The following is a 25,623-nucleotide window of genomic DNA, read 5'->3' as shown; positions in this document are numbered from 1 at the left end:
ATGAAAAATAAGAAACTATCACCGTGGGCATGGATACCGACACTTTATTTTGCACAAGGACTGCCTTATGTAGCCGTAATGACTATCTCAGTTATTATGTACAAAAAGTTAGGTATCTCTAATACAGATATTGCTCTATATACCAGTTGGCTATACCTTCCCTGGGTAATCAAACCTTTCTGGAGTCCCTTTATTGACTTATTAAAAACAAAACGTTGGTGGGTAGTGACCATGCAGCTTCTCGTAGGAGCCGGACTCGCCGGAATAGCCTTTACTATTCCCATGCCTAATTTCTTTCAGATAACTCTCGCTATATTCTGGTTAGTGGCTTTCAGCTCGGCAACACACGACATAGCCGCTGACGGATTTTATATGCTGGCTTTAAGTGTACGAGACCAGGCCATGTATGTCGGAATACGAAGCACTTTTTATCGCATTGCCACTATAGCGGGGCAAGGACTTCTGGTTGTACTGGCAGGAGAACTGGAAAAACGGACTTCCACTATAGCCATGGCATGGAGTATCACATTTTATATTCTTGCGGGATTATTTATTGCATTTTATTTGTATCACAGCTATATCCTTCCACATCCTTCCGCTGATAAACCGGCAGTAGGCAATGTCACGGCAAGTAATATATTCAAAGAGTTCTTTGCTACTTTTACTTCTTTCTTTAAAAAACCACAAGCAGGTGTTGCCATTCTCTTTATGTTATTCTACCGTTTGCCTGAAGCCCAATTAGTAAAACTCATCAATCCCTTTTTGCTGGACCCTATTGAAAAAGGAGGCTTAGGATTGAGCACGGCCGAAGTGGGTTGGGTATATGGTACTATCGGTATTATCAGACTTACCCTCGGAGGAATCATCGGAGGAATCTGTGCAGCCAAAGGAGGATTACAGAAATGGCTATGGCCCATGGCATGGAGCATCTCCCTGACTTGTATTACATTTGTCTATCTCGGATATTTCCAACCACAAGACCTTCTTACCATTAACATTTGTGTATTTATAGAGCAGTTTGGTTATGGATTTGGATTTACAGCCTATATGCTTTACCTGATTTATTATTCGGATGGCGAACACAAGACGGCACATTATGCCATTTGTACTGCTTTCATGGCACTGGGTATGATGTTACCGGGCATGATGGCCGGTTGGTTACAGGAACATATCGGTTACGAGAAATTCTTTATCTGGGTAATGATCTGTTGTGCAGCAACCATTGCTGTTTGCGCATTTATTAAGATTGACCCTAATTACGGTAAAAAAGAAGAAGTTGCAGAAACAGAAACCCCCGAAAAACAATAACGATTCGAAACAGAAAAACTTATGAACAAATTTCGATTTATTATTCTTAGCACTTGTTGCCTGCTGGCCCTCACCACACAGGCACAGAAAATCAAAATCAAGACGGGCATTGAAGTTCTGAAAGAACAGAACTTCAAATGCCTCGAAGGTAAACGTGTGGGACTGATCACCAATCCTACCGGTGTAGACAACCGGCTGAAATCTACGATTGACATTCTTCACGAAGCCCCCAACGTGAATCTGGTAGCATTATATGGCCCCGAACATGGTGTACGGGGCGATGTCCATGCCGGAGATAAAGTCGATAATTCAGCCGATTCCTCTACCGGACTGCCTGTCTATTCTCTTTATGGGAAAACACGCAAACCCACTCCGGAAATGCTGAAAGACATCGACGTACTTGTATACGACATACAGGATATCGGCTGCCGCTCTTTCACCTATATCAGTACTATGGGGGTAGCTATGGAAGCTGCTGCCGAAAATGGAAAGGAATTTATCGTACTTGACCGTCCCAATCCGGTAGGAGGGGAAAAAATTGAAGGTAACCTGGCAGAAGAGGGATACATTTCTTTTGTTAGTCAATTTAAGATTCCGTACCTTTACGGACTCACTTGTGGTGAGTTGGCCCTGATGCTGAACGGTGAAAAGATGTTAGGCAAACAGTGCAACCTGCACGTGGTGAAAATGAAAGGCTGGAAACGTAAAATGGATTATGTTCAAACAGGTTTACAATGGATTCCTTCCTCTCCGCACATCCCGCATCCGCACTCTGCCTTCTTCTATCCTGTATCGGGAATACTTGGAGAACTCGGTTATATGTCTATCGGAGTGGGCTATACTATTCCGTTTCAGATGTTTGCTGCTCCCTGGGTGAAAGCTGAAGAACTGGCAGATAATCTGAATAAGTTACAGTTGCCCGGAGTCATCTTCCGCCCGATACATCTTAAACCGTTCTATTCTGTAGGTAAAGGCGAACATCTGCAAGGCGTACAAGTGCATATCATGGACTATCGGAAAGCTGCGTTGAGTGAAATACAATTCCTTGTCATGCAGGAAATAGCCACTCTCTATCCGGAACATGCTATATTTGACCATGCAGATAAAGGACGTTTTGACATGTTTGATAAAGTAAGTGGTTCAAACGAAATACGCGAACGGTTCAGTAAACGTAATCGCTGGGAAGATATCCGCGACTATTGGTATAAAGACGTGGATAGTTTCCGCCAACTGTCAAAGAAATATTATTTATACAAATAGAAATGAATAAAGGAAGTAAGCACTTGGCATTTTTGCAGGAGATTTCACAATTCATCCCGCAAGAAAGAATTTATACTGACGAACTTCGCCGGTTGGCATGGGGAACGGATGCAGGTTTTTATCGCCTCATTCCCCAAATTGTAATCCGCTCCGCCAATGAGCAGGAGGTTTCGGATTTATTATGTGCGGCAACCCGTCATCTGTTGCCGGTAACTTTCCGTGCAGCGGGGACCAGTTTATCAGGGCAAGCCATCAGTGACTCTATCCTTATCGTGGCAGGAAAACACTGGGAGAAATACAGTATTTCCTCCGACTACGAACAAATAACCCTCCAGCCCGGTATTATCGGACAACGTGTTAATGAACTGTTACAGCCCTTCGGACGTAAATTTGCCCCCGACCCGGCCTCTGTAAAAAGTGCCATGGTAGGCGGTATCGTAATGAACAATGCTTCGGGTATGAATTGTGGTACACATGCCAATAGTGACAAAATGTTATTGTCGGCACGTATTGTATTTGTGGACGGAACGATACTGGATACCGGCAGTGATATCAGTAAACAAGAGTTCCTGTTGAGACATGCCGGATTCATTACACAAATTCAGACACTACGCGACCTGATTCGTACAGATGAAGAGTTGAGCGCACGCATTCGTTACAAATACTCTATTAAAAACGTCACCGGATTAAATCTACTACCGTTCATCGCCTTCGATGACCCGTTTGATATTATCACACATTTAATGGTAGGTTCGGAAGGTACATTGGCTTTCCTCTCCGAGGTAACTATGAAAACGGAGTATGATTATCCTCACAAAGCCAGTGCAATGCTCTATTTCAGCGACATCAAAGAAGCATGCCGGGCGGTGGTGGCAATGAAGAAACTCACCAACGAAAAAGGTGAATGGATTGTGAAAGGTGCCGAACTGCTTGATTGGAAATCTCTGGCATCCGTCAACGATTCGACTGGTAAGGGACTAACAGCTGTACTTACAGAAACTAAAGCACATAGTAAAGAAGAACTTGCTCAAAACATAACTGCCATAGAAGAGACTTTAGCATCCTTCGATACTTATATACCGGTTCGTTTTACAGACAAACCGGAAGAATACTCCAAATACTGGGCCATTCGTTCGGGGATCTTCCCCTCTGTGGGAGGAACCCGTCAACCGGGAACAACCTGCCTCATCGAGGACGTAGCCTTCCACATAGAAGACTTACCCGAGGCAACAGCTGAGTTACAGCTACTCATTGCACGCCATGGATATGATGACGCCTGTATTTACGGACATGCCCTCGAAGGTAACTATCATTTCATTATTAATCAGTCTTTCAGTACCGATGCCGAAGTAAAACGCTACGAAGAACTAATGAATGATGTCAAAACATTAGTGGTGGATAAATATGACGGTTCACTAAAGGCCGAGCACGGTACGGGACGTAATATGGCACCGTTCGTAAAATACGAATGGGGTGAGAAAGCCTATGAGATTATGAAAGCGGTAAAAGCGCTTTTCGATCCGCAAAATCTGTTAAACCCCGGTGTTATCTTTAATGATGACCCACTGTGCCATATCAAAAACTTCAAGCCGTTACCACTCACGAATCCACATGTAGACAAATGCATCGAGTGTGGTTTTTGTGAAGTCAATTGCCTGACTTGTGGTTTTACCCTTTCTTCACGTCAACGCATTGTATTACGCCGTGAGATATCCAGGCTGAAACAAAACGGTAATGATCCCGAACGCCTCGCCACTCTACAAAAACAATACCGCTACCCCGGAAACCAGACTTGCGCCGGAGACGGCCTTTGTTCAATGTCCTGTCCCATGGGTATCAACACAGGTGACCTGACGCACGACATCCGTCAGGAAGAGCTTCCGCAAAATAGCTTTGGCTATTCTGTAGGAAACTTTGCCGCCAATCATTTTGCCGGTATAAAAAGTTGCCTGCGTCCGATGTTAACCCTCGCAAATGCAGCCCATTCCGTATTAGGAACTTCTGCTATGACCACCCTCACCAAAGGAATGCATAATGTCTTGGGTATCCCACAATGGACTCCGGCTATGCCCAAAAGCTATAAGAGAAGGGAGAAGGGAGAGGGGAGAATGGAGAAGGAAAAAAACATGCAGGGTAACAGCACAGCCAATTTTCAATTTTCAACTTTCAACTTTCAATTAAATAAGGTTGTTTATTTTCCCAGTTGTATCAACCAGACAATGGGGTTACCCGGTAAATCACGTGAAAGCCAACCTCTCGTAGATAAGATGTTATCCCTCCTGCAAAAAGCGGGTTACGAAGTTATCTTCCCAAAAGATATGGAAAAACTGTGTTGCGGTACGATTTGGGAAAGCAAAGGCATGCCGGATATTGCCGACCAAAAATCAGCAGAGCTGGAAGCTTCTTTATGGGAGGCTTCCGAAAATGGAAAATATCCGGTATTGTGCGACCAGAGCCCTTGCCTTCATCGTATGCGTGAAACCATAAAAAAAATGAAGCTATATGAACCAGCAGAATTCATCTATGTCTTTTTACGTGATAAACTGGAATTCACCCCCATCAATCGTCCGGTAGCAATTCACATCACCTGTTCTATGCGTAGAATGGGATTGGCAAACACCCTGCTTTCCCTGGCGCGGCTCTGTTCCACACAGGTCATCATACCCGAAGAGGTAGGTTGTTGCGGTTTTGCCGGAGACAAAGGTTTTACTCATCCGGAAGTCAACAGTTATGCTTTACGCAAGTTGCGTCCGCAATTGGAAAAAGCAGGAATACAAACCGGATATTCCAATAGTCGTACCTGCGAAATTGGCCTTACTACCAACACAGGTATTGCCTATGTGTCTATCGCCTATCTGGTAGACGAATGTACTAAAGCCCGTTAACCCCAAATATAAACTTAACACATAAAGCCATTAGAAATGAATAAAACAACCAGCAAACGTCTCTTAGCCCTCGACATATTAAGAGGTATCACCATAGCAGGAATGATTATGGTGAACAATCCCGGTTCGTGGTCATACGTCTACGCCCCGTTAGGACACGCTAAATGGAATGGTTTAACACCAACCGATCTTGTATTCCCTTTTTTCATGTTTATCATGGGAATATCTACTTACATTTCCCTGCGGAAGTATAACTTTGAATTCAGTCACTCAGCCGCCCTGAAGATTCTTAAACGTACCATTGTCATCTTTGCCATTGGTCTGGGCATCGCCTGGTTTTCTATGTTTTGCCGTACCTGGAATTCTCTTTCCGGTGAAGAAATCTCTTTTTTATCACGGCTTGGGCAATCAGTCTGGACTTTCGATCATATCCGTATTTTAGGAGTGATGCAACGCTTAGCACTGTGCTATGGCGCAACTGCTATCATCGCTTTAACAATGAAGCACAAATATATCCCCTATCTGATTGTAACTTTATTGGCAGGTTATTTTATCCTGCTTATCACTGGTAATGGGTTCGAATATAACGACACGAACATACTTTCCGTCGTTGACCGTGCTGTACTTGGTGAAGCACATATGTACAAGGATAACGGTATCGATCCCGAAGGACTGTTAAGTACTATCCCGGCCATTGCACACGTGCTGATAGGTTTCTGTGTTGGCAAATTGCTAATGGAAGTAAAGGACATCAACGAAAAACTCGAACGCTTGTTCCTTATCGGAACAATTCTTACTTTTTTAGGGTTCCTGCTCAGCTACGGCTGTCCGATCAATAAGAAAATATGGTCGCCTACCTTCGCCATTGTCACTTGTGGACTAGGCTCCAGTTTCCTGGCACTACTTATTTGGATTATCGATGTAAAAGGCTATAAATCGTGGAGCCGGTTCTTTGAATCGTTTGGCGTAAATCCACTCTTTATCTATGTACTGGCAGCTGTACTTTCTATTTTATTGGGGAACATACGAGTTACACTGGACGGAGCAACAACCAGCCTGCATGGTTACATTTATAGCGGTATTCTTCAGCCTCTATTGGGCGATTACCCCGGTTCATTAGCATTCGCCCTTCTATTTGTGATACTCAACTGGAGCATCGGTTACCTATTGTATAAGAAAAAAATATATATAAAGATATGATATTAATAGCAGATAGTGGTTCTACAAAGACCGATTGGTGCGTTGTAGGACAAGGACAACTCGTCCGACAGATAGTTACGAAAGGTATGAATCCTTTCTTTCAATCAGAGGAAGAAATAGGGAATGAGATAGCTACTGCACTACTCCCCCATCTGGAAACCAATGCGCTCGACGCTGTTTATTTTTATGGAGCAGGATGTGTACCGGACAAGGTGCCAATGATGCACAATGCACTCTCTCTCCATCTGAACGTCAAGAATGGCATTGAAGTCAATACGGATATGCTGGCTGTCACCCGTAGTTTGTGTGGACACAAACCGGGCATCGCCTGTATTTTAGGAACCGGTTCGAACTCCTGTTTCTATGACGGCGAAAAGATTGTGAACAATGTTTCCCCGTTAGGATTCATTTTGGGAGACGAAGGCAGTGGTGCTGTATTAGGAAAACTTCTGGTAGGCGACATTCTGAAAAACCAGATGACCCCGGAATTGAAAGAAAAGTTTATGAAAAAAAACGGCCTGACACCTCCCGAAATTATCGACCGCGTATATCGTCAGCCGTTCCCAAACCGTTTCCTGGCAAGCCTTTCTCCGTTTCTGGCAGAGAACATTCACGAGTCATCTGTGCATGCACTCGTTCTTGGCAGTTTCAAAGCTTTCCTGAAACGTAACGTGATGCAGTATGATTATCAGAATTATCCGGCACATTTTATCGGCTCCGTTGCCTACCATTATCAGGAGGTATTACACGAAGCCGCCCAAGAACTGGGAGTACAAATAGGAGTTATCGTCAAAAGCCCCATGCAAGGTCTGATGACATTTCATAATTCATAAATCATAATTTACCCAATGTTTATCAAAATATCAGAGCAACCTTCGCTCTACAACGATTTAGAGAAAAAGTCTGTCCGGGAAATACTGGAAGACATCAATACGGAAGACCAGAAAGTAGCCCTTGCCACACAAAAGGCCATTCCGCAAATAGAGAAACTGGTAAGCCAAATCGTGCCTCGCATGAAGCAGGGAGGACGTATATTCTATATGGGTGCCGGAACAAGCGGACGCCTGGGAGTACTTGACGCTTCGGAAATACCTCCAACTTTCGGTATGCCTCCCACATTGGTCATCGGGTTGATTGCCGGTGGGGACATAGCCCTTCGTAACCCTGTAGAGAATGCCGAAGATAATACAACCCGTGGCTGGGAAGAATTGATGGAACATAACATCAATGATAAAGACACGGTTATCGGTATTGCTGCGTCGGGTACCACTCCTTACGTCATCGGAGCCATGCATGCTGCGCGCGAACACGGGATTCTAACCGGATGCATCACCAGTAACCCCGATTCACCCATGGCAGCAGAAGCCGATGTTCCTATTGAGATGATTGTAGGGCCGGAATACGTGACAGGAAGTTCACGTATGAAATCGGGCACAGGACAAAAAATGATCCTGAACATGATCACTACCTCTGTAATGATCCAGCTGGGACGTGTGAAAGGTAACAAAATGGTTAACATGCAACTCAGCAATCAGAAATTAGTGGACCGTGGCACGCGTATGATCGTTGAAGAGCTTGGATTGGACTATGACCAGGCAAAAGCCCTGTTGCTGATGCATGGTTCGGTAAAAAAAGCCGTAGACGCTTACAAAGCGGGACAATAAATAAAACTCAGCTTACCACAAAGGCCACCAAGTTTCATAGAGTATTACTTTTATTTGATAAAACGCGGATTTATGCGCATTAACGCAGAATTAAAGACAGTAATTCTTTCTTTTACATCTGTTTCTTTTTGCGAAAATCCGGATAAATCCGCGTTTCAATAATACCATACTTATCTTATCCAACTTTATCTAAACTACGTATTCATATGAAAACATCCTTCCTAATATTGAGCCTATTCTTTCTCTCTTTCCAGGCCTTGGGACAACCGTTACAACGCGTAGCTCCCGAACAAACAGGCATGAACTCCCGTCAACTTACATATGCTGATAAAGCTATTGAAACAGCTATAAACAACAAAGAAATTCCCGGTGCTGTACTTGCCGTCGTACGCCATGGCAAATTGGCTTATCTGAAAGCCTATGGAAATAAGCAACTGCTCCCTGATACAGAGCAGATGGATGTCAATACCGTATTTGACATGGCTTCCGTGAGCAAAGCCATGTCAACCGCCATCAGTGCTATGATTCTCATTGAACGCGGTCAACTCCGGCTTACAGACCGTGTCAGTCTCTATATTCCGGGATTCTCCGAAGATATCCGTATCACCGACCTCATGACACACACTTCCGGACTCCCACCTTATGCTCCGGTTAAGGAATTAACGGCTAAATATGGTGCTCCGAATCCTAAAGGGCTCATAGAATACATTTCCGGTTGCAAAACTAATTTCAAGCCGGGAACAGACTTCCAATACAGCTGCCTCAACTATATTGCCCTGCAACATGTCATTGAAACAGTCAGTGGACAAAGCCTGCGTGATTTTGCAAAAACGCATATTTTTGATCCGTTGGGTATGCAACATACCGATTATTGTCCTACCGGAGAAACATTGGAACGGTGTGCTCCTACCGAAAAGCAAAAGGACGGCAGTATTCTCAAAGGAATTGTTCACGATCCGTTGGCACGTATCATGAACGCAGGTGTCTCGGGTAATGCAGGTGTTTTCTCCGATGCCAATGACCTGGCTATACTCGCTGCAATGTTACTCAACAACGGAGAATATAACGGACATCGTATCCTCAGTCCATTAGGAGTAAAAACAATGAGAAGTATTCCCCGGCATATCCCCGGTCTGGGACGCGCATTAGGATGGGATCTCTTTTCTCCGTATGCATCTAATAACGGTGATCTGTTTGGACCAAACACCTACGGACATACAGGATATACAGGTACTTCCATCACCATTGATCCCGACAATGACACTGCCGTTATTCTGCTGACCAACAGCGTACATCCGGATGACAAAGGTAAAGCAACCCGGCTTCGTTCACTGGTAGCCAACGCCGTTGCTGCTTCTATCTACCCTACCGAGCGGACATATACTGAACATTACTACAAACGCTTTCTCGAATTTGAAGATGAGCCGGCCATCAGCCCCAAAGATATCGTCATGCTGGGCAATAGCCTCACCGAAGGCGGCAAAGACTGGGGAGTACGACTAAAAAAGAAACATGTACGTAACCGGGGCATCATCGGAGACGAAGCAATGGGTGTATACGACCGTCTGCACCAGATTCTCCCCGGGCATCCGGCAAAGCTCTTTTTATTGATAGGCATCAATGATGTATCACATGACCTCACAGCAGACAGTGTCGTGACTCTTATTACTCTCCTGATAGACAGAATACAGAGAGAATCACCCGATACCAAACTATATCTGCAAAGCCTGCTCCCTATCAATGAATCCGTATGTAAATACAAAACAATGATCGATAAAACAGACATCGTACCGGAAATTAACCGAAAACTGGAAACGCTCGCTACTTCCCGGAAAATACCATTTATCAACTTATTCCCTCTCTTTGCAGAAAAGGGAACAAATATTCTACGAAAGGAACTGACGACAGACGGATTACATCTGACGGAAGAAGGGTATCAGATATGGAGTAGGAAGTTGAAGAAATATCTTTAAGACAAAGACTTTCGGTCCCTTCCTCCCCCATCGTAACAGCACACAAATAACCTTTATAACAATATCCTATGAAACACAGTTTACTGTTCTTTTTATGCCTTTGGAGAATGATCGATTTATATTCTCAATGCAGTCTCACTTCTGAACTTAATAAATTCAGAGTCAATGACACCATTGTCAAACAGCAAATAGAATATAAGGCTCCTGGCCGGTCAGGCAAAGATGTACTTTGGGATTTCGGAAAATTATCTCCGATAAACAAGAAGTATACGCTCATTTATTCCGCCCGAAAAGGGGTTGATTCTATGATTGTAGGGCGAGAACACCATACCCGCTATTATTATGATTGGCAAAAGGATTCGGTATGGTTATGGGGATTTGAAAATTCAACTACTCAAATCGAAAACTCTAAACCTGAACTTCTTTTGCAGCTTCCCATGCATTATGGAGACAAAGTTCAAGGCTATTATCAGGGAGAAGGGAAATATTGCGGACGGTTACACATCTCTACGGTGGGACGAAATACGACCGAAGCCGATGCATATGGAATGATTATCTTACCCGGAAAAGATACTCTAAAGCACGTGTTACGGATAAAAATGACCAAATTAATCAGTGAAACGATTTCTCCCCTAAAGGTTCTATCCGAAAACATGAATACCCCGACTTACCGGATTCTGCCGGAAGATTCCATCGACAATATTATAAGACAGAACGAACGTACCATTATTGTAGAAACCTATCAATGGTACGCTTCAGGATATCGCTATCCCATCTTCGAAACAATACGTACCGGCCATCTGTCTGATAGTTTAAAAACAGCATATTTTTCTACGGCATTCTTCTACCCACCGGGCAAACACATGTATCTGCAAAGTGATACCGCCAATCTGGATTTACAGAAAAAAATACTGGCAGATACCGTCCATAAGAATGAGAAAGACGATCATAAAAGTCAAGACAACTCAAACGACTTACCTTTAGACTTTTCATACAATGTCTATCCCACCCCTGTGCAAACAGAATTAACTTTTGAATTCTATCTCTCTGACTATGCAGCTATTTCTTATAGATTGTACAACATAGCAGGCCAACAGCTTACTCATTATACCGTAAAAAATTACCCCGGAGGAGTATATCAACATTACATCGATATGGATAAATATCCCAAAGGAGAGTATATCCTGCAAATCTGTGTGAATGAAAAAGTATTCAGTGAAAAAATAATAAAAGGATAATACTATGAAAAAGATAGTGGCTTTATTAAAACAGAAGATTGTGTTGGTAGGAATTTTATCTTGTATTTCTCTCTTCTTGTCAGCACAAAGTGAGCCTATTCCGGTTATCACCAGACCGTCAGCCGAAGCGCAAACATTGGAAAAGTTTGGAGAAATACCAACCGACCTTTATACAGGAAGAGTAAATATTGACATACCATTATTGGATATTTCAGAATATGATATTACCATCCCTATAAAAATAAACTATTTCGGAGGCGGAATCAAAGTAATGGAAGAAGACGGACCAATAGGTTTAGGATGGAATCTTAGCGTTGGTGGAGCCATTTCCAGAAATATTTGTGGATTGCCGGATGAAATGTATGACCAGACTAACAAAATAGTAGGTTATGACAAACTCAACACTCCCCTTTTTCCATATATCCCGGGCACTGATGATAGAAAAAGTTTTGTAGAACTGATTAAGGAAAGAGAATTTAATTATAACCCTGCCGATCAATATCGTTCAGATGGAAGTTATTGTAAAATCGGTTACATGAGTAGTATTTATGGCGAACAGTATGACCAAGGTCATTTTGATACAGCACAAGATACATATAGTTTCAATTTCATGGGAATATCGGGAGTATTCGTCATTGATGAAAATAAAGATTATATCATTCAAAGTGATTATAATATTTCGATTGAGCGTTCATCAAATGGTGATTTTAGTATTTCGGATGCTAACGGATATGTTTATAGATTTACAAAGAGAGAGATATCAACTTTTCAATATACTTCTATTCAGCCAAGCACTAATCGGAGAGAATCATTTCGTTGTCCTTCTGCCTGGTGGCTAACTTCCATCACGACTCCGGCAAAAAATGTTATAGAATTCTATTATCGTACTTTGGAGAACATTGAATGTACTATTACAGATTATCCAATAATAGATTCTGAATTCCAAAAAATGCATTTTAACGAAGATTGTAATGAAGTCTATGAGTGGATCAGAAAAGTTTCCACAATTCCATTTCCTACTAAAATTTCCGACAAAGTATTACTAAGTTCCATTGTTACCAAAAACAGCTTGATTCGTTTTGAATACGAAGGGGATAGTTGCCACTCGCAACTAAAAAAGATTATCTATATACCCAATAAATTAGACGAAAATAGTATTTATAAAACAATTAACTTTTATCGTTCCTGTTTCAATACTGATGACGGCAGTTACCGTACAAAATTAGACAGTTTACAAATTATAGGAGAAGACACTTCTATCATCCAAACTTATAAATTAGCATATACAACAGATGAACTATTCAATAAAAACATTCGGGAAAGAGATCATTGGGGATATTGGGTACCCAATGGTGGCTTATATCCTTCTCATGTAAATTACTTTAGTAAACGCTATTATTATGGTGAATCAAGTAGACATTCATTTCCCGATGGTGCGACAATCGGTATGTTACAAAGCATAACTTATCCAACAGGAGGAAAAACAGAGCTTTTGTGGGAGCCCAATACTTTCTCTAAATTGGGATTAGCCGCCCAGCAAACAGATGCATCAGATAACTCTTTCTTTGAAACATTAGAAAACTATCGTGACACTATTGCACACCATCTTACGCTAAGAGGAAAAAAGAGCAACTATATATTGGAAACATCTTGCAACATAGGTACTCCTCAATCTATATATATAGATTTCACACAATATTATCCAGCAAACATACTAGGAGACGAAGATCCAGCAAGTTATAACACCTGTATTGAAGGATGGTTGTCTAATGATACAATATATAATTCAACCCATTTACCATATCTGGAGATAACCTTTCCGGATAACAACAGACAAATCATCCGCATAAATAAAAACAACTTTAACCGTACTATTCCAATATTTGTTTCCCAAAGTGGCAGATATACATTTAAGCTAAAAAATCCAGGAACAGAATGGTCTGGGCACAGACCTGATTTATGTGGTATTTTTTATGATATTTTCGATGGTCCCGACTGTACTGATTGTGGGAAAATAGATATTAAGTATTTCACTCTCCGTACTCCTATTGCAGCAGATACATATCCAACAGGAGGATGTAGAATAAAAATAATTAAAAATATATCAGGCAATGATACAATCGTCCGACTATATAATTATTCGGAAGATGGTAGAGATCCGACATCCCCCAGTAGCGGAGTACTGACATATATGCCCAGATATGGTTCTATTATTAGCAAAGCTTATCAGCCAGAACAACCATTAGACTTTAATGGTAATTCACTCTGCCGCCTATGGTGTGAAGCTGAAACTTCCATAATAAGTTTAAGTTCACATGGTATCCCCACCACACTAAACGGAGGAAGCCACATCGAATATTCTAAAGTTACAGAAAATATCATTCGGAACGGACACCTAAATGCCTTAGATCCGGCAAGAGCCGACAGACATGAAATTATATATGAATATGTAACATCTGCAGATCATTTAGACTGTGCAGATATTGATGAGACACAATATGGGCCTTATGTCAGAGCCGACATGCTCAAACTTACTTCCAAAAGATATAAAAGAGGATATCTAAAAAGAAAAACGGAACACACAGATGAAAAAAAAGTAACAGAATATTCATATGATATACAAGAGAAAGAAAAGACTTCTGTAATTACGGGTTCATTATTTATAGTCGGAGACTATACCGAACAGAAATTTGTAAGTTCTAAATGTCCTGAATACGGAAAAATTCACATGTATAAAGATTATGGAATTGTCAAATACAGAGTTATTCCTTACAATAAACATATTAATGAAATAAAAGCAACAGGAGATATTACTAGTAATTATCAAAAATATACTTATGCAGACAAATTATACAGTACTAATATAATGGCAAACGCTCCTTTATCATATTCTACAATAGATTCACAAGGAGACACAGTTACCCAATATTATACATATACCCGAAAAAACAAAATACATACCTGTATTTCTATAAAACAAGGGAGGATTACGGATGCATACCGAAACGAATATAACGATAAAAGCCAACTTACAGCCAAATACATAGCAAAATTAAATCCGGGCAATCTTCCTCTTGCCTCCTCCTATAAGTTAGGTAATTGGCAATTTATAACCGAAAACCAGAATCCGGCATTATACCAATTGACCAACGTCCTTACGGAAAGTTACCAATATGATCGTGACAGGCTGGTTCAGGTTACAGATGAGACCTCAGGTATATCCACCGTCTACCTCTGGGCCTACAACGGTACACATCCCGTAGCAGAAATCAGAAATGCCACATTTGCCAACGTAGTGCAAAGTTTAGGTGGCGATTATATGGTGAATCAATTATACAATTCGTATACCCCTAATATGAATGTGGTAAATAATCTAAGAAACGTACTTATAAATAGCCAGGTAACCACAATGACCTTCAAATTATTGGTAGGAGTAACCTCCATCACAGACCCCAGAGGTATCAAAACATCTTACGAATATGACTCTTTCGGAAATCTCAAGAACATACGGGATCTTAATAATCGACTGCTTCAGACCATTCAAGTTCATTATATCGGCGAATATTTATGAAAACAAGCATCTTATTATCAGGAATTTTTTTATTACCACTATTTATCGTACATGCACAATCCGGTGGTAATCAAAACTACATCTCCATACATACAAAAATGAATGCAGAGGGCACAACAGAACAGGTGTCTATTCAATATTTCGACGGCATGGGACGCCCTGTGCAACAAGTTCAGAAAAATCATACGCCATCCGGTAAAGATTTAGTTACCAACATCGACTATGATTATTGCGGACGGGTATCAAAAGAATGGCTGCCGACTCCTGTTGAAAACAGCCAGGAATATATCAAACCCGGAAACTTTGCCACACTGTCAAAAGCCTATTATCAGGATGGACGGCCCTATAAGGAAAACCTTTATTCCTCCCGTTACAGATATGATTATCTGGAAGGGATACAGGTACCCGGTGACGATATGGACAAGCACCACAGCAAACTGAAACATACAGCCAACACCGCGAACCAAGTCAGAAAATATATAGTGAATGCACAAAACCGTCTTGAAAATGCCGGATACTATCCTCCAAAAACACTCGAATGTTTTCTCACAACCGATGAAGATGGAAAAGAATCCCAAATATTCAAAGATAAAAACGGACGCATCATCCTGCAGACATCCGGAGGGGATGTGAATACCTATCACGTTTATAATTCATTGGGACAGCCGTGCTACATACTTCCTCCTATGATTTCGGATGTACTGAATGCAGGTGAAGTCAGTGATGACCATGTATTGTTAAAACAATACGCATTCATTTATAAATATGACGACTTAGGGAATTGCATATACAAACGCTTACCCGGATGCGAACCGATATACACGGTATACGATAAAGCCGGGCAATTGGTTTTCAGCCAGGATGGTAACCAACGGAAAAAGCATTTGTGGACAGCAAGCAATTATGACATTTTCGGCAGACTGATTTATATGGGACAATATGAAGCCGAAATGAGCTTGGAAGAAGCTATTATGGAATTTGGAAACTCACCGGTTACCGATTCATTTATCACAACTAATGCGATGGGATATTCAAATACTCCTTTCAACCTGCAATCCGACAAGATGCTAACTGTGAATTACTATGATGACTATCGTTTTCTGGAACTGCTACCGCCTGCACAAAGAGATTCATTATCTTACAAACAGAAAGAAGGTTACGGAACAGCATTCACATCAAACAGTTCTTCTTCCGGTTCAAAACCGAACGCCAAAGGCCTTCTTACAGGCACACGCACTTATCTATTGGATGGAAGTGGAAAATATACTATTCAGGCATTCTATTATGATGAAAAAGACAACATCATACAGACTCGCCAAAGCAATCATTTGGGCGGGTATACAACGGCATACCACAGAGTAGATTTCAGAGGGAAACCTATAAATGTGCTTAAAGAGAGTTCCATTTCCGGCAACAGATACGGCAATGTGTCCGAACTTTATTCATATACATATGACCAGGCAGAGAGACGTCTCACTACAAGCTACCGGCTAAATGGTAATCCTGCCATCACTTTGTCCGAAAATGAATACGACGAATTAGGACGACTACAAACAACATACAGACATAATCGGACAGACACAGTTTGTTACAAATACAATATACGGAACTGGATAACCCAAATAAGAAGCGGTTCATTTGAGGAGAATATTTATTACAATCAACCTGTTTATAGTTCGGAACTGGCAAAGCCTTGTTATAACGGAAATATATCCAGCAACACATGGACTTACAACGGAAAGAAAAATGGTTATATCTATTTTTATGATGCACTGAACCGACTAACATCAAACTATTGTTATCTGGATGGACTATTTATGGATGCCGGACAATTATCTGAGTCATTCAAATACGATAAACATGGAAATATAAAAGAGGTAACGAGATTTGGCGAAGACGATGTTATCGACCTGCTGACATTATCCTATCATGGTAATCAACTAAAGAAAGTCACAGATGGCTGGGGTTCCGGTAACCTGTACAATCAAAAAGAGTATCAGGATAAGGCAAACGAAACTGAAGAATTCGCTTATGATGCCAATGGAAACATGGTGAAAGACCTGGATCGTAACATCGTTACCGTTCGCTATAATATACTAAACTTGCCTGACACGGTCCAATTTAAAAATGGTAATCAGATAATCAGCTCGTATGATGCTTCCGGCAGGAGATTAAGTACCCGAAACTTCACGCTTGCTACTCCGGTAGTTGTACCTATCGGAGAAACCCGTAAATGGGAATATGATCTGGATGTAATAGACGAAACCGGCACATTTTACGTTGATAATATAGAATACGACTTTAATGGCTGTGACCCGGGAGTATATATGCTGGGAAAAGTGTTCAATCCTGAAGGATATGCTACAAGGATTAACTCAACTTCTCTTCTGCCCGATTACCATTATTATCGTAAAGATCATTTAGGTAATAACCGGGAAGTATGGCGTGCCGCATACAAAGACTATAGAGGGACGATAGTCCCGGCTACCACTGTACAACGTATTCAGTACTACCCGAGCGGTCTGCCTTGGGCAGAAGGAACAGGAAGAGACGTTCAAAACCGTAAATATAACGGTAAAGAGTTCATTGAAATGCATGGATATGATACATACGATTATGTGGCTCGTGGTATGTATCCGGCGATTATGAGTTTCACCTCAGTAGATCCACATGCTGAGAATTATTACAACCTTAGTCCATATGTATATTGTGGAGGAAATCCCATAAGCAGAATCGACCCGTACGGAATGGACTATTGGAGTACAAGCGATCCGGTGGAAATAGAACGGTTCTGGAATTCTCTATTTTCGCCTCTTGTAAACATGCTACAATATTATTCTAATTCATTCAATTTTTCATCCTGGGATCATCTTACAGATGCAGAGTTCACAGACAGACTGACTTTTAATGACGAGAATGAGACATTTTATTTTAGCTATAGTAAAATCATTAATGGCGAAATTAATGTTATAGGAATATCTATTAGAGCTACAAATGTAAACCAAGGAAATGCCTGGACCCAATATGGACTTCCCGCTTCCGGAAGGATAGAACAAACCAATACTGTATACGATTTATTAACAGGACGTTTTATAAGGAAAGCAGGTATAGAAATGGCTAAAGAGGCTATTTTTCCAGGTGGTTCGCCTACTAGTACTTTTGGTATAAGATCCGGGAAAAAGTCTACGAAAGGAATGCCACATGGTGATGGTGGAAGAGCTATGGAAAAGACTAAAAAGAGAGTTAAAGAACTACAGCAAAAAATTAAAACAGCAAAAAGCAAGAAAGAAAAGAAAGAACTTCAAAAGACAATAGAAAGAATTCTAAAAGATGCTCAATACAAAGAGAAAGGTGAAACTCATTGGAATTAATAATCAATCAATAAAAACCTATGGAACATAAAGGATTAATCCCAAACGAATCATATGAAATTTTTATTATTGGAGACAACATAACTAACTATCTCCATTTTCCTCATATATTAGATCATACTTGTGGTAATATGTACTGTTATGATAGTTATACTTTCCCAACTCTACATTTTACAGTTTGGGTAGAAGACGGAAGAATAGACACAATATGTTGCGACCAAGTGTGTTACTGGAAAAATACAAATCTGATAGGCATGCCATACAGCGATTTCCTAATAATGTGCGGACAAAAACCAACGAAAGAAAGTAAAGAATATGTATTGTTATCCAAGGACAGAGGGCAAAACCAAAAAGTTTATATATTTGATGACTTGAGTCTAACAATATGGACATGGCGTAACAAAATAAAAACTGTATTAGTGTACAAAAACGAAGATGAAGAATAGCTGTACCTATCGGAGAAACCCGTAAATGGGAATGGGATTTTGGATACAAAAAAAGATAGACAGGATACGTAAAGATGCCCATGACAAGAACAATGGTGAAACTCACTGGAATTAACAACAAAACATTTTAGACAACATGAAGAAAAAAGGTTTAATCCCCAATAAATCATACGATATTTTTATCTTAGGAGACAACATTGTTAACTATTTGCATTTACCTCATCATATGAAGTCTTATGATGATCAGGAAATATATCATGATACTTATTATTTTGATAATTTCAATTTTGAAGTGTGGGTTGAAAATGGTAGAATAGAGACTATTTGCTGTGATATAGAGTGTTATTGGCAGGATAAAAACTTAATAAAGATGTTCTATAAAGAGTTCTTGACTCTTATTAATTACCAGCAGTCTGATAGTGATGATTTCGTATATGTTCCCATAAGTAGAGATAGGGGACAAAACCAGAGAGTTCATTACTTTGACAACTTGGGACTAACATTATGGGTATGGAGAGAGAAAATAAGAACAATATTAATTTACAACTACAAAGATGAATAATAGAGAACCTTTGCAGGGAAGTTAGAGCTACAAATGTAAACCAAGGAAATGCCTGGACCCAATATGGACTTCCCGCTTCCGGAAGAATAGAACAGACCAATACTGTATACGATTTATTAACGGGACGTTTTATAAGGAAAGCAGGTATAGAAATGGCCAAAGAGGCTATTTTTCCAGGTGGTCCGCCTACTAGTACTTTTGGTATAAGATCCGGAAAAAAGTCTACGAAAGGAATGCCACATGGTGATGGTGGAAGAGCATTAAAGAAAGCAGAAAAACGTATTAAGGAGTTACAAAAAAAGATGAAAACGGCTCCTGCTAAAGAGAGAAAGAAGATCCAGAAAAAGATAAATGACATTAGAAGTGCTGCTCTAAAGAAAGATAAAGGTGAAACCCATTGGAACTAATTTTAATAACCATCAAGTTCACTCTTTTAGCATGCTGTCTTCTAACAATATATAAAAAAGACAAATGAGAGAATTAACAGAGTCAGGAAACACTACCAGCAACTGACTCGCATAAAATAACGAAATAAATTCATTAATATGGCAGAAGCAGGATTAATACCTAACAAATCTTATGAAATTTTTGTGTTAGGAGACAGCATTTCTAGCTATTTACATTTACCTCACAAGATAGAGTCTTACGATGATCCATACATATATTATGACACCTATTATTTCGATAATTTCAATTTTAAAGTTTGGGTTGAAAATGGCAAAATTGAAACAATTAAATGTGATAAAGAGTGTTATTGGAAAGGCAAAAATTTGATAAATATGTTTTATGAAGACTTCTTGATGTTAATAGATTATCAGCAACCTGACAACGCAGATATCTTATACGTACCTGTTAGCAAAAATAGAGGACAAAATCAAAAGGTATATGATTTTGACAATTTAGGACTAATGATATGGGTATGGAGAAAGAAAATTGTAAATATATTAATTTCTAATTATGAAGATGAACCATAGGAGGCTTTAAAGTATAAAAATAAGAATCTTTAGAATTAATAACAAAAGCAGAAATAACAACATGGGAAAGACAGGCTTAATACCCAACAAATCATATGAGAATTTTATTCTTGGAGATGATATTACTAATTATTTGCATTTGCCCCATCATGTGGAATTTTATGATCATTCTAAAATAGATCATGATTCTTATTTTTTCGATAATGTCAATTTTTATATATGGGTTAAAAATGGTAAAATTGAAACAATTAAATGTGATAAAGAATGTTATTGGAAAGGCAAAAATTTGATAAATATGTTTTATGAGGAATTCTTGATATTAATAGATTATCAGCAACCTAGCGATGAAGACATCATATACGTTCCAATAAACAGAGATAGAGGACAAAATCAGAAAGTGTATACTTTTGATTATTTAGGATTAATGATCTGGGTATGGAGAAAAAAAATCAGAACAGTATTAATCTACAATTATGAAGATGAATGATGGTTTAACACTTATTTTAAAGCAGAATTTCGATTGTAATCTCGACTGTGATAAATATAATCAGCTTCAATAGAATTGTAACAAATTTATTCCTTATTTAGATTGAGAACAGCTATTACTACCGCATCATTTAATTTAGAAAAGGAGTTTAGAGCAAGTATTTGATTTAAAAATAATGATTACAAACAATTTAATAAAAAAATAATAAACAAAGATAATATTTGGAGACAAATTATTCAGTTTGTCAAAGAAGAATGGTGGGATGACGAATATACTCCTGAAACAGATCTCGTAAAAGATTTGAAACTCAACGGAGATGATGCGTACGAATTTATCTACTTATTTAGCAAGAAATTCAATGTAAGCATTACCGAATTTAAATTCGAAGAGTATTTCTATCCTGAAGGAGATCGTATACTTCTAAAATTATTATACTTAATTCTAAAACAAAAGAAAAAAGTCAAGAAAAAAAATAACTCTCAGAGATTTAGAAAGGAGTGTGAAAGAAGGAAAATTGGTTTGAGATTATCTTTAAAATACTTATGAAAAAGATAATTTAGACTTTAACAATCATAATAGAAAGTTATACTGAAGCATCAAGTCAAATATAGTATGAAGAAAAAAAGTTTGCAGAATCTGTTTCTTATAAGTTTATTTTTCCTTTATAACGGATGCAATAACTCGAAACCTACATCTCAAGATTTTATTGGAACATGGGTCTCAGAAGATGGAGGAGAGATCATATTTAAAGAAGATAGTACATGTATCTTCAAAGGAATATATGCGAAACAGATCAATCCATTTTCAGAAGAAAAAGCATCATTATCTGGTGAAGGACAGTGGCGAATCCGAACTAAAGACAGTAATGGATATGATCAATATAATATAGCTATTTATCTAAAAGAAGTAATTTATTTCTCGTTATTTATTTCTGGGGAAGGACTATTAGACAACAGACCTCCATGGTATTTATTTGACTATATCGGTGATCCAGATGAGCTTAATTTATATAAGTTTACAAAATCAAAATAAGAAATGAAGAAAAAAAGTTTATTCAATCTGGCATTTGTATGTTTATGCTTCCTTTTTAACGGATGCAATAGCCCTAAACCTACATTTCAAGATTTTATTGGAACATGGGTTTCAGAAGATGGAGCCGAAATTACATTACAAAAAGACAGTACATGTATATATAAAAATATTCCTATTGAATATATAGAGATATCCATAGATAAAGATTCTCTTAATAATACAGGAAAATGGTATTTGAAAAAAGACGATTTAGGATATAACGGATATTACATAGATATCAGACAAAAAGAGACTCCATATATGACCCTATATATATCAGGAGGAGGACTATTGGACAATACCCCTCCTTGGTTCTTATTTCAATATATCGGAGATCCAGATGAGCTTAATCTATATAAATTCACAAAATCAAAGTAAGAAATGAAGATAAAAAGTTTATTTAATCTGTTTTTCATTAGTTTATTTTTCCTACTTAATGGATGTAATAACCCTAAACCCACATTTCAGGATTTTATTGGAACATGGGTTTCTGAAGATGGAGGAGAAATCATATTAAGAGATGATAGTACATGTATACTTAAGAATATACCTGCCCAATATGTTAATAGGTACACAAATACAGATTTTTTTAGCAATATAGGGAAATGGAATTTAGAAAAAAGTGATTTAGGATATGATGGATATAATATAAGAATCGGCCATGAAAGACTTTTATATATCATCTTTTATGTTTCTGGAGAAGGATTATTCAACAATACCCCTCCTTGGTATCTATTTCAATATATCGGAGATCCAGATGAACTTAATCTCTATAAGTTCACAAAACTTAAATAAAATGAAGAAAAAAAGTTTATTCAATCTGACATTTGTATGTTTGTGCTTCCTTTTTAACGGATGCAATAGCCCTAAACCTACATTTCAAGATTTTATTGGAACATGGGTTTCTGAAGATGGAGGAGAAATCATATTAAGAAGTGATAGTACTTGTGTGTGTAAAAACATACGCGATAACTATATTAATATATTTTCAGAAAAAAAGCCACTCAATTATGAAGGAAAATGGATTTTAAGAGAAAAGGATGATTTAGAATATGATAAATATAATATAAGAATTGAAAAGCAGGGAACGTTTTTAATAATTTTCTACATTTCAGGAGAAAGATTATTTGGATATGCTTCTCCTTGGTATCTGTTTCGATATATTGGAGATCCAGATGAGCTTAATTTATATAAGTTCACAAAACTAAAATAAGTTATGGCAAAAATTATGTTTGAATTCACTATTTGCAGTGATAATTGGGAACCCAATGGAATCATTAAGTTCCTTGGCATAGAGAAAGAAAATTTTCATATAGAATTAAGTCTTATGATTGAAGCTTTAAGTGGAGAAAGAGAACAAATACGTAAAAATATAATAAATGGAGTAACACCAACAAATAATGTATACAATCCAACCTTAGGCACATATGATTTTTCACTTTTTTAAATAACTAACATGATAATAATCGACTATTTTTTTTACTTAACATACACTTTTCTCATAAGAACAGGTAGAAACGAAGAGCAAGCCAAATGGAGCGCATTAATACATACAAGTCTTTATAGTAGTTTTTTTATAGACATAATATTATATTCAACTGCCTTAGTATGTAATAGGCCATTTTTCACTTATTACTTTTCATTAGCTTTTTGGAAAAGAATATTCATCCTGTATTCCATCTTAATCACTTTTTCATACATAAGATTTTACAAAAGTTGCACTTTAAATAAAATTCAAAATAGATTTCCACAAATTAATATAAAGTGGCCATTCTTTCTACTTACAATCTTTATACCTATATTAGAAGTCATTGTTGTTAGGCTATACACATTTGGACATTTATAAAATATTATATTCAATTAATGGCATAAAATATAATCAGTTTCAGAATAATTGCAATCAAGGTATTAAAAGACTTATCCCTTACTTAAATTTAAATAACTATTACTATTACATCATTTAGTTTAGAAAAAGAAACTAAACCAAGTACATAAATAGAAAATAATGATTACAAACAATTTAATAAAAAAACAATGAATAAAGATGATATATGGAGACAAATTATTCAGTTTGTCAAAGAAGAACGGTGGGATGACGAATATACTCCTGAAACAGATATCGTAAAAGATTTGAAACTCAACGGAGATGATGCTTACGAATTTATCTACTTATTTAGCAAGAAATTCAATGTAAGCATTACCGAATTTAAATTCGAAGAGTATTTCTATCCTGAAGGAGATCATATACTTCTAAAATTATTAAACTTAATTCTAAAACAAAAGAAAAAAGTCAAGAAAAAAAATAACTCTCAGGGATTTAGAAAGGAGTGTGAAAGAAGGAAAATTGGTTTGATATTATCTTTAAAATACTTATGAAAAAGATAATTTAGACTTTAACAATCATAATAGAAAGTTATACTGAAGCATCAAGTCAAATATAGTATGAAGAAAAAAAGTTTGCAGAATCTGTTTCTTATAAGTTTATTTTTCCTTTTTAACGGATGCAATAACTCGAAACCTACATCTCAGGATTTTATTGGAACATGGGTTTCTGAAAATGGAGGAGAGATCATTCTCAAGGAAGATAGTATCTGTATAGTTAAAAACATTACATACAGTGGATATTTAGGTACAGAAACATTAAACTATGAAGGCAAGTGGGAATTTAGAGATAAAGATGACTTAGGGAATAAACAATATAATGTAATAGTTAATAAAGAAGGGGTACTATCTATGTGCTTTTACATTTCAGGAGAAGGATTATTCAGTAATACTCCTCCCTGGTATCTATTCCAATACATCGGCGACCCGGATGGGCTCAATTTATATAAGTTCACAAACCAAAAATAAAAAGATGAAGAAAAAAATTCATTAATCTAACATTTACATATTTATCACATCAAATATACTCCTTCAATCCTTGCATATTCAACAAGGTAACCTCTCTCTTATCCACAGAGATCAATCCCTCTTTTATCATCTTATTGATCTCTTTTGACAGGGCAGGACGGGTTACTCCTAAATAATCTGCCAGTTGTACCTGATTATGCTCCAACAAAGCGATACCAGCAGAGGTGCGATGCTCCATGAGATAATAAACGAAACGACTGCGAAGGTTCTTATAAGAGAGGATACGCAAACGGGTAACGGTACATTTATTGCAGTTGCCTGTCACACAAAGAAAACTATGGAGTAGTTGTGGCACGGAACTTATCAGTTTGAAAACCGAAGTACGGGTAGCCATCAGAAGAATAGAATCTTTACTTACGGTAAAGGTTGCAGGCAGAATATTGTTTTCGCCAAACAGATGTGGAGTAGCAAAGGCGCGGGGTGCGATGATCTCTTCTACCTTTACCAGATTGCCGGCTACATCGATGATATTAACCTCCAGCTCGCCTTTCAGCAGCACATACAAATGATTGCAACGCGTATCTTGTTGCAGCACCACCTCTTTACGGGATACCTTGTACAATGTAAATTCAAGTTCGTCCATTAGACGATGTTTTACATTCACATCTAAGTCCCGGAAAAGAGGTATCTGCCACAGCAGTTGTTTATACTCATCTGTAAAATCGATTTTTACCACAGTACTTCTCTTTGGTTTGTGACAAAA

24 protein-coding genes are annotated in these 25,623 nt (G+C 38.3%); 23 read left to right on the top strand and 1 reads right to left on the bottom strand.

Annotated elements, in window-relative coordinates; genetic code table 11:
* The 23 genes from ACESQI_RS18720 to ACESQI_RS18610 all read left to right on the top strand — a co-directional run bounded on the left by ACESQI_RS18720 (nucleotide 1) and on the right by ACESQI_RS18610 (nucleotide 24,860).
* Nucleotides 1-1,308, top strand: a complete 1,308-nt coding sequence (locus ACESQI_RS18720; protein ID WP_373126754.1) for an MFS transporter — start codon at nucleotides 1-3, stop codon at nucleotides 1,306-1,308.
* A 21-nt stretch (nucleotides 1,309-1,329) separates the two neighbouring features.
* On the top strand, nucleotides 1,330-2,568 hold the full coding sequence (locus ACESQI_RS18715) for an exo-beta-N-acetylmuramidase NamZ domain-containing protein (protein WP_373126752.1): 1,239 nt from the start codon (nucleotides 1,330-1,332) through the stop codon (nucleotides 2,566-2,568).
* A gap of 2 nt (nucleotides 2,569-2,570) precedes the next feature.
* Nucleotides 2,571-5,453: an FAD-binding and (Fe-S)-binding domain-containing protein gene (locus ACESQI_RS18710; protein WP_373126750.1), complete on the top strand. Its 2,883-nt coding sequence runs from the start codon at nucleotides 2,571-2,573 to the stop codon at nucleotides 5,451-5,453.
* 36 nt (nucleotides 5,454-5,489) lie between these two features.
* Entirely contained in the window at nucleotides 5,490-6,653 is a 1,164-nt protein-coding gene (locus tag ACESQI_RS18705; protein WP_007483603.1) for an acyltransferase family protein, read from the top strand.
* Nucleotides 6,650-7,486, top strand: coding sequence for an ATPase (locus ACESQI_RS18700; protein WP_373126748.1), 837 nt, complete (start codon nucleotides 6,650-6,652; stop codon nucleotides 7,484-7,486). The genes ACESQI_RS18705 and ACESQI_RS18700 overlap by 4 nt, the downstream gene beginning before the upstream one ends.
* A gap of 15 nt (nucleotides 7,487-7,501) precedes the next feature.
* Complete coding sequence (gene murQ / locus ACESQI_RS18695) at nucleotides 7,502-8,317, top strand: N-acetylmuramic acid 6-phosphate etherase (protein WP_025868136.1); 816 nt, start codon at nucleotides 7,502-7,504, stop codon at nucleotides 8,315-8,317.
* Nucleotides 8,318-8,523: 206 nt separating this feature from the next.
* Nucleotides 8,524-10,290 (top strand): serine hydrolase, encoded by a 1,767-nt coding sequence (locus ACESQI_RS18690; RefSeq protein ID WP_002558893.1) that lies wholly within the window; start codon nucleotides 8,524-8,526, stop codon nucleotides 10,288-10,290.
* Between the two features lie 68 nt (nucleotides 10,291-10,358).
* Nucleotides 10,359-11,528 (top strand): T9SS type A sorting domain-containing protein, encoded by a 1,170-nt coding sequence (locus ACESQI_RS18685; protein ID WP_002558892.1) that lies wholly within the window; start codon nucleotides 10,359-10,361, stop codon nucleotides 11,526-11,528.
* Between the two features lie 4 nt (nucleotides 11,529-11,532).
* Nucleotides 11,533-15,099 carry an RHS repeat protein gene (locus tag ACESQI_RS18680; RefSeq protein WP_195349719.1) on the top strand — a complete coding sequence of 1,189 codons (3,567 nt, stop codon included), beginning with the start codon at nucleotides 11,533-11,535 and terminating at the stop codon, nucleotides 15,097-15,099.
* Nucleotides 15,096-18,470 carry a DUF6443 domain-containing protein gene (locus ACESQI_RS18675; RefSeq protein WP_373126745.1) on the top strand — a complete coding sequence of 1,125 codons (3,375 nt, stop codon included), beginning with the start codon at nucleotides 15,096-15,098 and terminating at the stop codon, nucleotides 18,468-18,470. The genes ACESQI_RS18680 and ACESQI_RS18675 overlap by 4 nt, the downstream gene beginning before the upstream one ends.
* A gap of 20 nt (nucleotides 18,471-18,490) precedes the next feature.
* Entirely contained in the window at nucleotides 18,491-18,916 is a 426-nt protein-coding gene (locus ACESQI_RS18670) for a hypothetical protein (RefSeq protein ID WP_373126743.1), read from the top strand.
* A 136-nt stretch (nucleotides 18,917-19,052) separates the two neighbouring features.
* Entirely contained in the window at nucleotides 19,053-19,478 is a 426-nt protein-coding gene (locus ACESQI_RS18665; protein WP_373126741.1) for a hypothetical protein, read from the top strand.
* A gap of 152 nt (nucleotides 19,479-19,630) precedes the next feature.
* On the top strand, nucleotides 19,631-19,885 hold the full coding sequence (locus tag ACESQI_RS18660; protein ID WP_373126739.1) for a hypothetical protein: 255 nt from the start codon (nucleotides 19,631-19,633) through the stop codon (nucleotides 19,883-19,885).
* Nucleotides 19,886-20,023: 138 nt separating this feature from the next.
* Nucleotides 20,024-20,452 (top strand): hypothetical protein, encoded by a 429-nt coding sequence (locus ACESQI_RS18655; RefSeq protein WP_256143845.1) that lies wholly within the window; start codon nucleotides 20,024-20,026, stop codon nucleotides 20,450-20,452.
* A 61-nt stretch (nucleotides 20,453-20,513) separates the two neighbouring features.
* Nucleotides 20,514-20,939, top strand: coding sequence for a hypothetical protein (locus tag ACESQI_RS18650; RefSeq protein ID WP_256143883.1), 426 nt, complete (start codon nucleotides 20,514-20,516; stop codon nucleotides 20,937-20,939).
* A 201-nt stretch (nucleotides 20,940-21,140) separates the two neighbouring features.
* Nucleotides 21,141-21,485 (top strand): DUF1493 family protein, encoded by a 345-nt coding sequence (locus ACESQI_RS18645; RefSeq protein WP_373126757.1) that lies wholly within the window; start codon nucleotides 21,141-21,143, stop codon nucleotides 21,483-21,485.
* 66 nt (nucleotides 21,486-21,551) lie between these two features.
* Nucleotides 21,552-21,971, top strand: coding sequence for a hypothetical protein (locus ACESQI_RS18640; RefSeq protein ID WP_373126737.1), 420 nt, complete (start codon nucleotides 21,552-21,554; stop codon nucleotides 21,969-21,971).
* Between the two features lie 3 nt (nucleotides 21,972-21,974).
* Nucleotides 21,975-22,388 carry a hypothetical protein gene (locus ACESQI_RS18635; protein ID WP_373126735.1) on the top strand — a complete coding sequence of 138 codons (414 nt, stop codon included), beginning with the start codon at nucleotides 21,975-21,977 and terminating at the stop codon, nucleotides 22,386-22,388.
* A 3-nt stretch (nucleotides 22,389-22,391) separates the two neighbouring features.
* Nucleotides 22,392-22,805, top strand: a complete 414-nt coding sequence (locus tag ACESQI_RS18630) for a hypothetical protein (RefSeq protein WP_002558880.1) — start codon at nucleotides 22,392-22,394, stop codon at nucleotides 22,803-22,805.
* 1 nt (nucleotide 22,806) lies between these two features.
* Nucleotides 22,807-23,223: a hypothetical protein gene (locus ACESQI_RS18625; protein WP_002558879.1), complete on the top strand. Its 417-nt coding sequence runs from the start codon at nucleotides 22,807-22,809 to the stop codon at nucleotides 23,221-23,223.
* A 3-nt stretch (nucleotides 23,224-23,226) separates the two neighbouring features.
* On the top strand, nucleotides 23,227-23,457 hold the full coding sequence (locus tag ACESQI_RS18620) for a hypothetical protein (protein WP_002558878.1): 231 nt from the start codon (nucleotides 23,227-23,229) through the stop codon (nucleotides 23,455-23,457).
* 587 nt (nucleotides 23,458-24,044) lie between these two features.
* On the top strand, nucleotides 24,045-24,386 hold the full coding sequence (locus tag ACESQI_RS18615; protein ID WP_373126733.1) for a DUF1493 family protein: 342 nt from the start codon (nucleotides 24,045-24,047) through the stop codon (nucleotides 24,384-24,386).
* 66 nt (nucleotides 24,387-24,452) lie between these two features.
* The gene (locus ACESQI_RS18610; RefSeq protein WP_002558873.1) at nucleotides 24,453-24,860 is read left to right on the top strand and encodes a hypothetical protein; all 408 of its coding nucleotides are present in this window, start codon (nucleotides 24,453-24,455) and stop codon (nucleotides 24,858-24,860) included.
* A 49-nt stretch (nucleotides 24,861-24,909) separates the two neighbouring features.
* On the opposite strand, the gene ACESQI_RS18605 is transcribed toward ACESQI_RS18610, so the two are convergent.
* Entirely contained in the window at nucleotides 24,910-25,596 is a 687-nt protein-coding gene (locus ACESQI_RS18605) for a Crp/Fnr family transcriptional regulator (RefSeq protein ID WP_122201074.1), read from the bottom strand.
* Between the last annotated feature and the right edge of the window lie 27 nt (nucleotides 25,597-25,623).

This window comes from Bacteroides sp. HPS0048 (genome assembly GCF_964240755.1).
Taxonomy (GTDB): domain Bacteria; phylum Bacteroidota; class Bacteroidia; order Bacteroidales; family Bacteroidaceae; genus Bacteroides; species Bacteroides nordii.
Note: the sequence above shows the minus strand (reverse complement) of the source record. Positions and strands in the feature narration are given on the sequence as shown.

Excerpts from the sequence above, each read along its gene's own strand:
- ACESQI_RS18615 (WP_373126733.1), top strand. The coding sequence starts at position 24,045 with ATGAATAAAGATGATATATGGAGACAAATTATTCAGTTTGTCAAAGAA.
- ACESQI_RS18660 (WP_373126739.1), top strand. The coding sequence starts at position 19,631 with ATGGCCAAAGAGGCTATTTTTCCAGGTGGTCCGCCTACTAGTACTTTT.
- ACESQI_RS18630 (WP_002558880.1), top strand. The coding sequence starts at position 22,392 with ATGAAGATAAAAAGTTTATTTAATCTGTTTTTCATTAGTTTATTTTTC.
- ACESQI_RS18710 (WP_373126750.1), top strand. The coding sequence starts at position 2,571 with ATGAATAAAGGAAGTAAGCACTTGGCATTTTTGCAGGAGATTTCACAA.
- ACESQI_RS18665 (WP_373126741.1), top strand. The coding sequence starts at position 19,053 with ATGAAGAAAAAAGGTTTAATCCCCAATAAATCATACGATATTTTTATC.
- ACESQI_RS18715 (WP_373126752.1), top strand. The coding sequence starts at position 1,330 with ATGAACAAATTTCGATTTATTATTCTTAGCACTTGTTGCCTGCTGGCC.
- murQ (WP_025868136.1), top strand. The coding sequence starts at position 7,502 with ATGTTTATCAAAATATCAGAGCAACCTTCGCTCTACAACGATTTAGAG.
- ACESQI_RS18650 (WP_256143883.1), top strand. The coding sequence starts at position 20,514 with ATGGGAAAGACAGGCTTAATACCCAACAAATCATATGAGAATTTTATT.
- ACESQI_RS18635 (WP_373126735.1), top strand. The coding sequence starts at position 21,975 with ATGAAGAAAAAAAGTTTATTCAATCTGGCATTTGTATGTTTATGCTTC.
- ACESQI_RS18620 (WP_002558878.1), top strand. The coding sequence starts at position 23,227 with ATGGCAAAAATTATGTTTGAATTCACTATTTGCAGTGATAATTGGGAA.
- ACESQI_RS18655 (WP_256143845.1), top strand. The coding sequence starts at position 20,024 with ATGGCAGAAGCAGGATTAATACCTAACAAATCTTATGAAATTTTTGTG.
- ACESQI_RS18720 (WP_373126754.1), top strand. The coding sequence starts at position 1 with ATGAAAAATAAGAAACTATCACCGTGGGCATGGATACCGACACTTTAT.
- ACESQI_RS18610 (WP_002558873.1), top strand. The coding sequence starts at position 24,453 with ATGAAGAAAAAAAGTTTGCAGAATCTGTTTCTTATAAGTTTATTTTTC.
- ACESQI_RS18690 (WP_002558893.1), top strand. The coding sequence starts at position 8,524 with ATGAAAACATCCTTCCTAATATTGAGCCTATTCTTTCTCTCTTTCCAG.
- ACESQI_RS18675 (WP_373126745.1), top strand. The coding sequence starts at position 15,096 with ATGAAAACAAGCATCTTATTATCAGGAATTTTTTTATTACCACTATTT.
- ACESQI_RS18640 (WP_373126737.1), top strand. The coding sequence starts at position 21,552 with ATGAAGAAAAAAAGTTTGCAGAATCTGTTTCTTATAAGTTTATTTTTC.
- ACESQI_RS18670 (WP_373126743.1), top strand. The coding sequence starts at position 18,491 with ATGGAACATAAAGGATTAATCCCAAACGAATCATATGAAATTTTTATT.
- ACESQI_RS18685 (WP_002558892.1), top strand. The coding sequence starts at position 10,359 with ATGAAACACAGTTTACTGTTCTTTTTATGCCTTTGGAGAATGATCGAT.
- ACESQI_RS18680 (WP_195349719.1), top strand. The coding sequence starts at position 11,533 with ATGAAAAAGATAGTGGCTTTATTAAAACAGAAGATTGTGTTGGTAGGA.
- ACESQI_RS18625 (WP_002558879.1), top strand. The coding sequence starts at position 22,807 with ATGAAGAAAAAAAGTTTATTCAATCTGACATTTGTATGTTTGTGCTTC.
- ACESQI_RS18700 (WP_373126748.1), top strand. The coding sequence starts at position 6,650 with ATGATATTAATAGCAGATAGTGGTTCTACAAAGACCGATTGGTGCGTT.
- ACESQI_RS18705 (WP_007483603.1), top strand. The coding sequence starts at position 5,490 with ATGAATAAAACAACCAGCAAACGTCTCTTAGCCCTCGACATATTAAGA.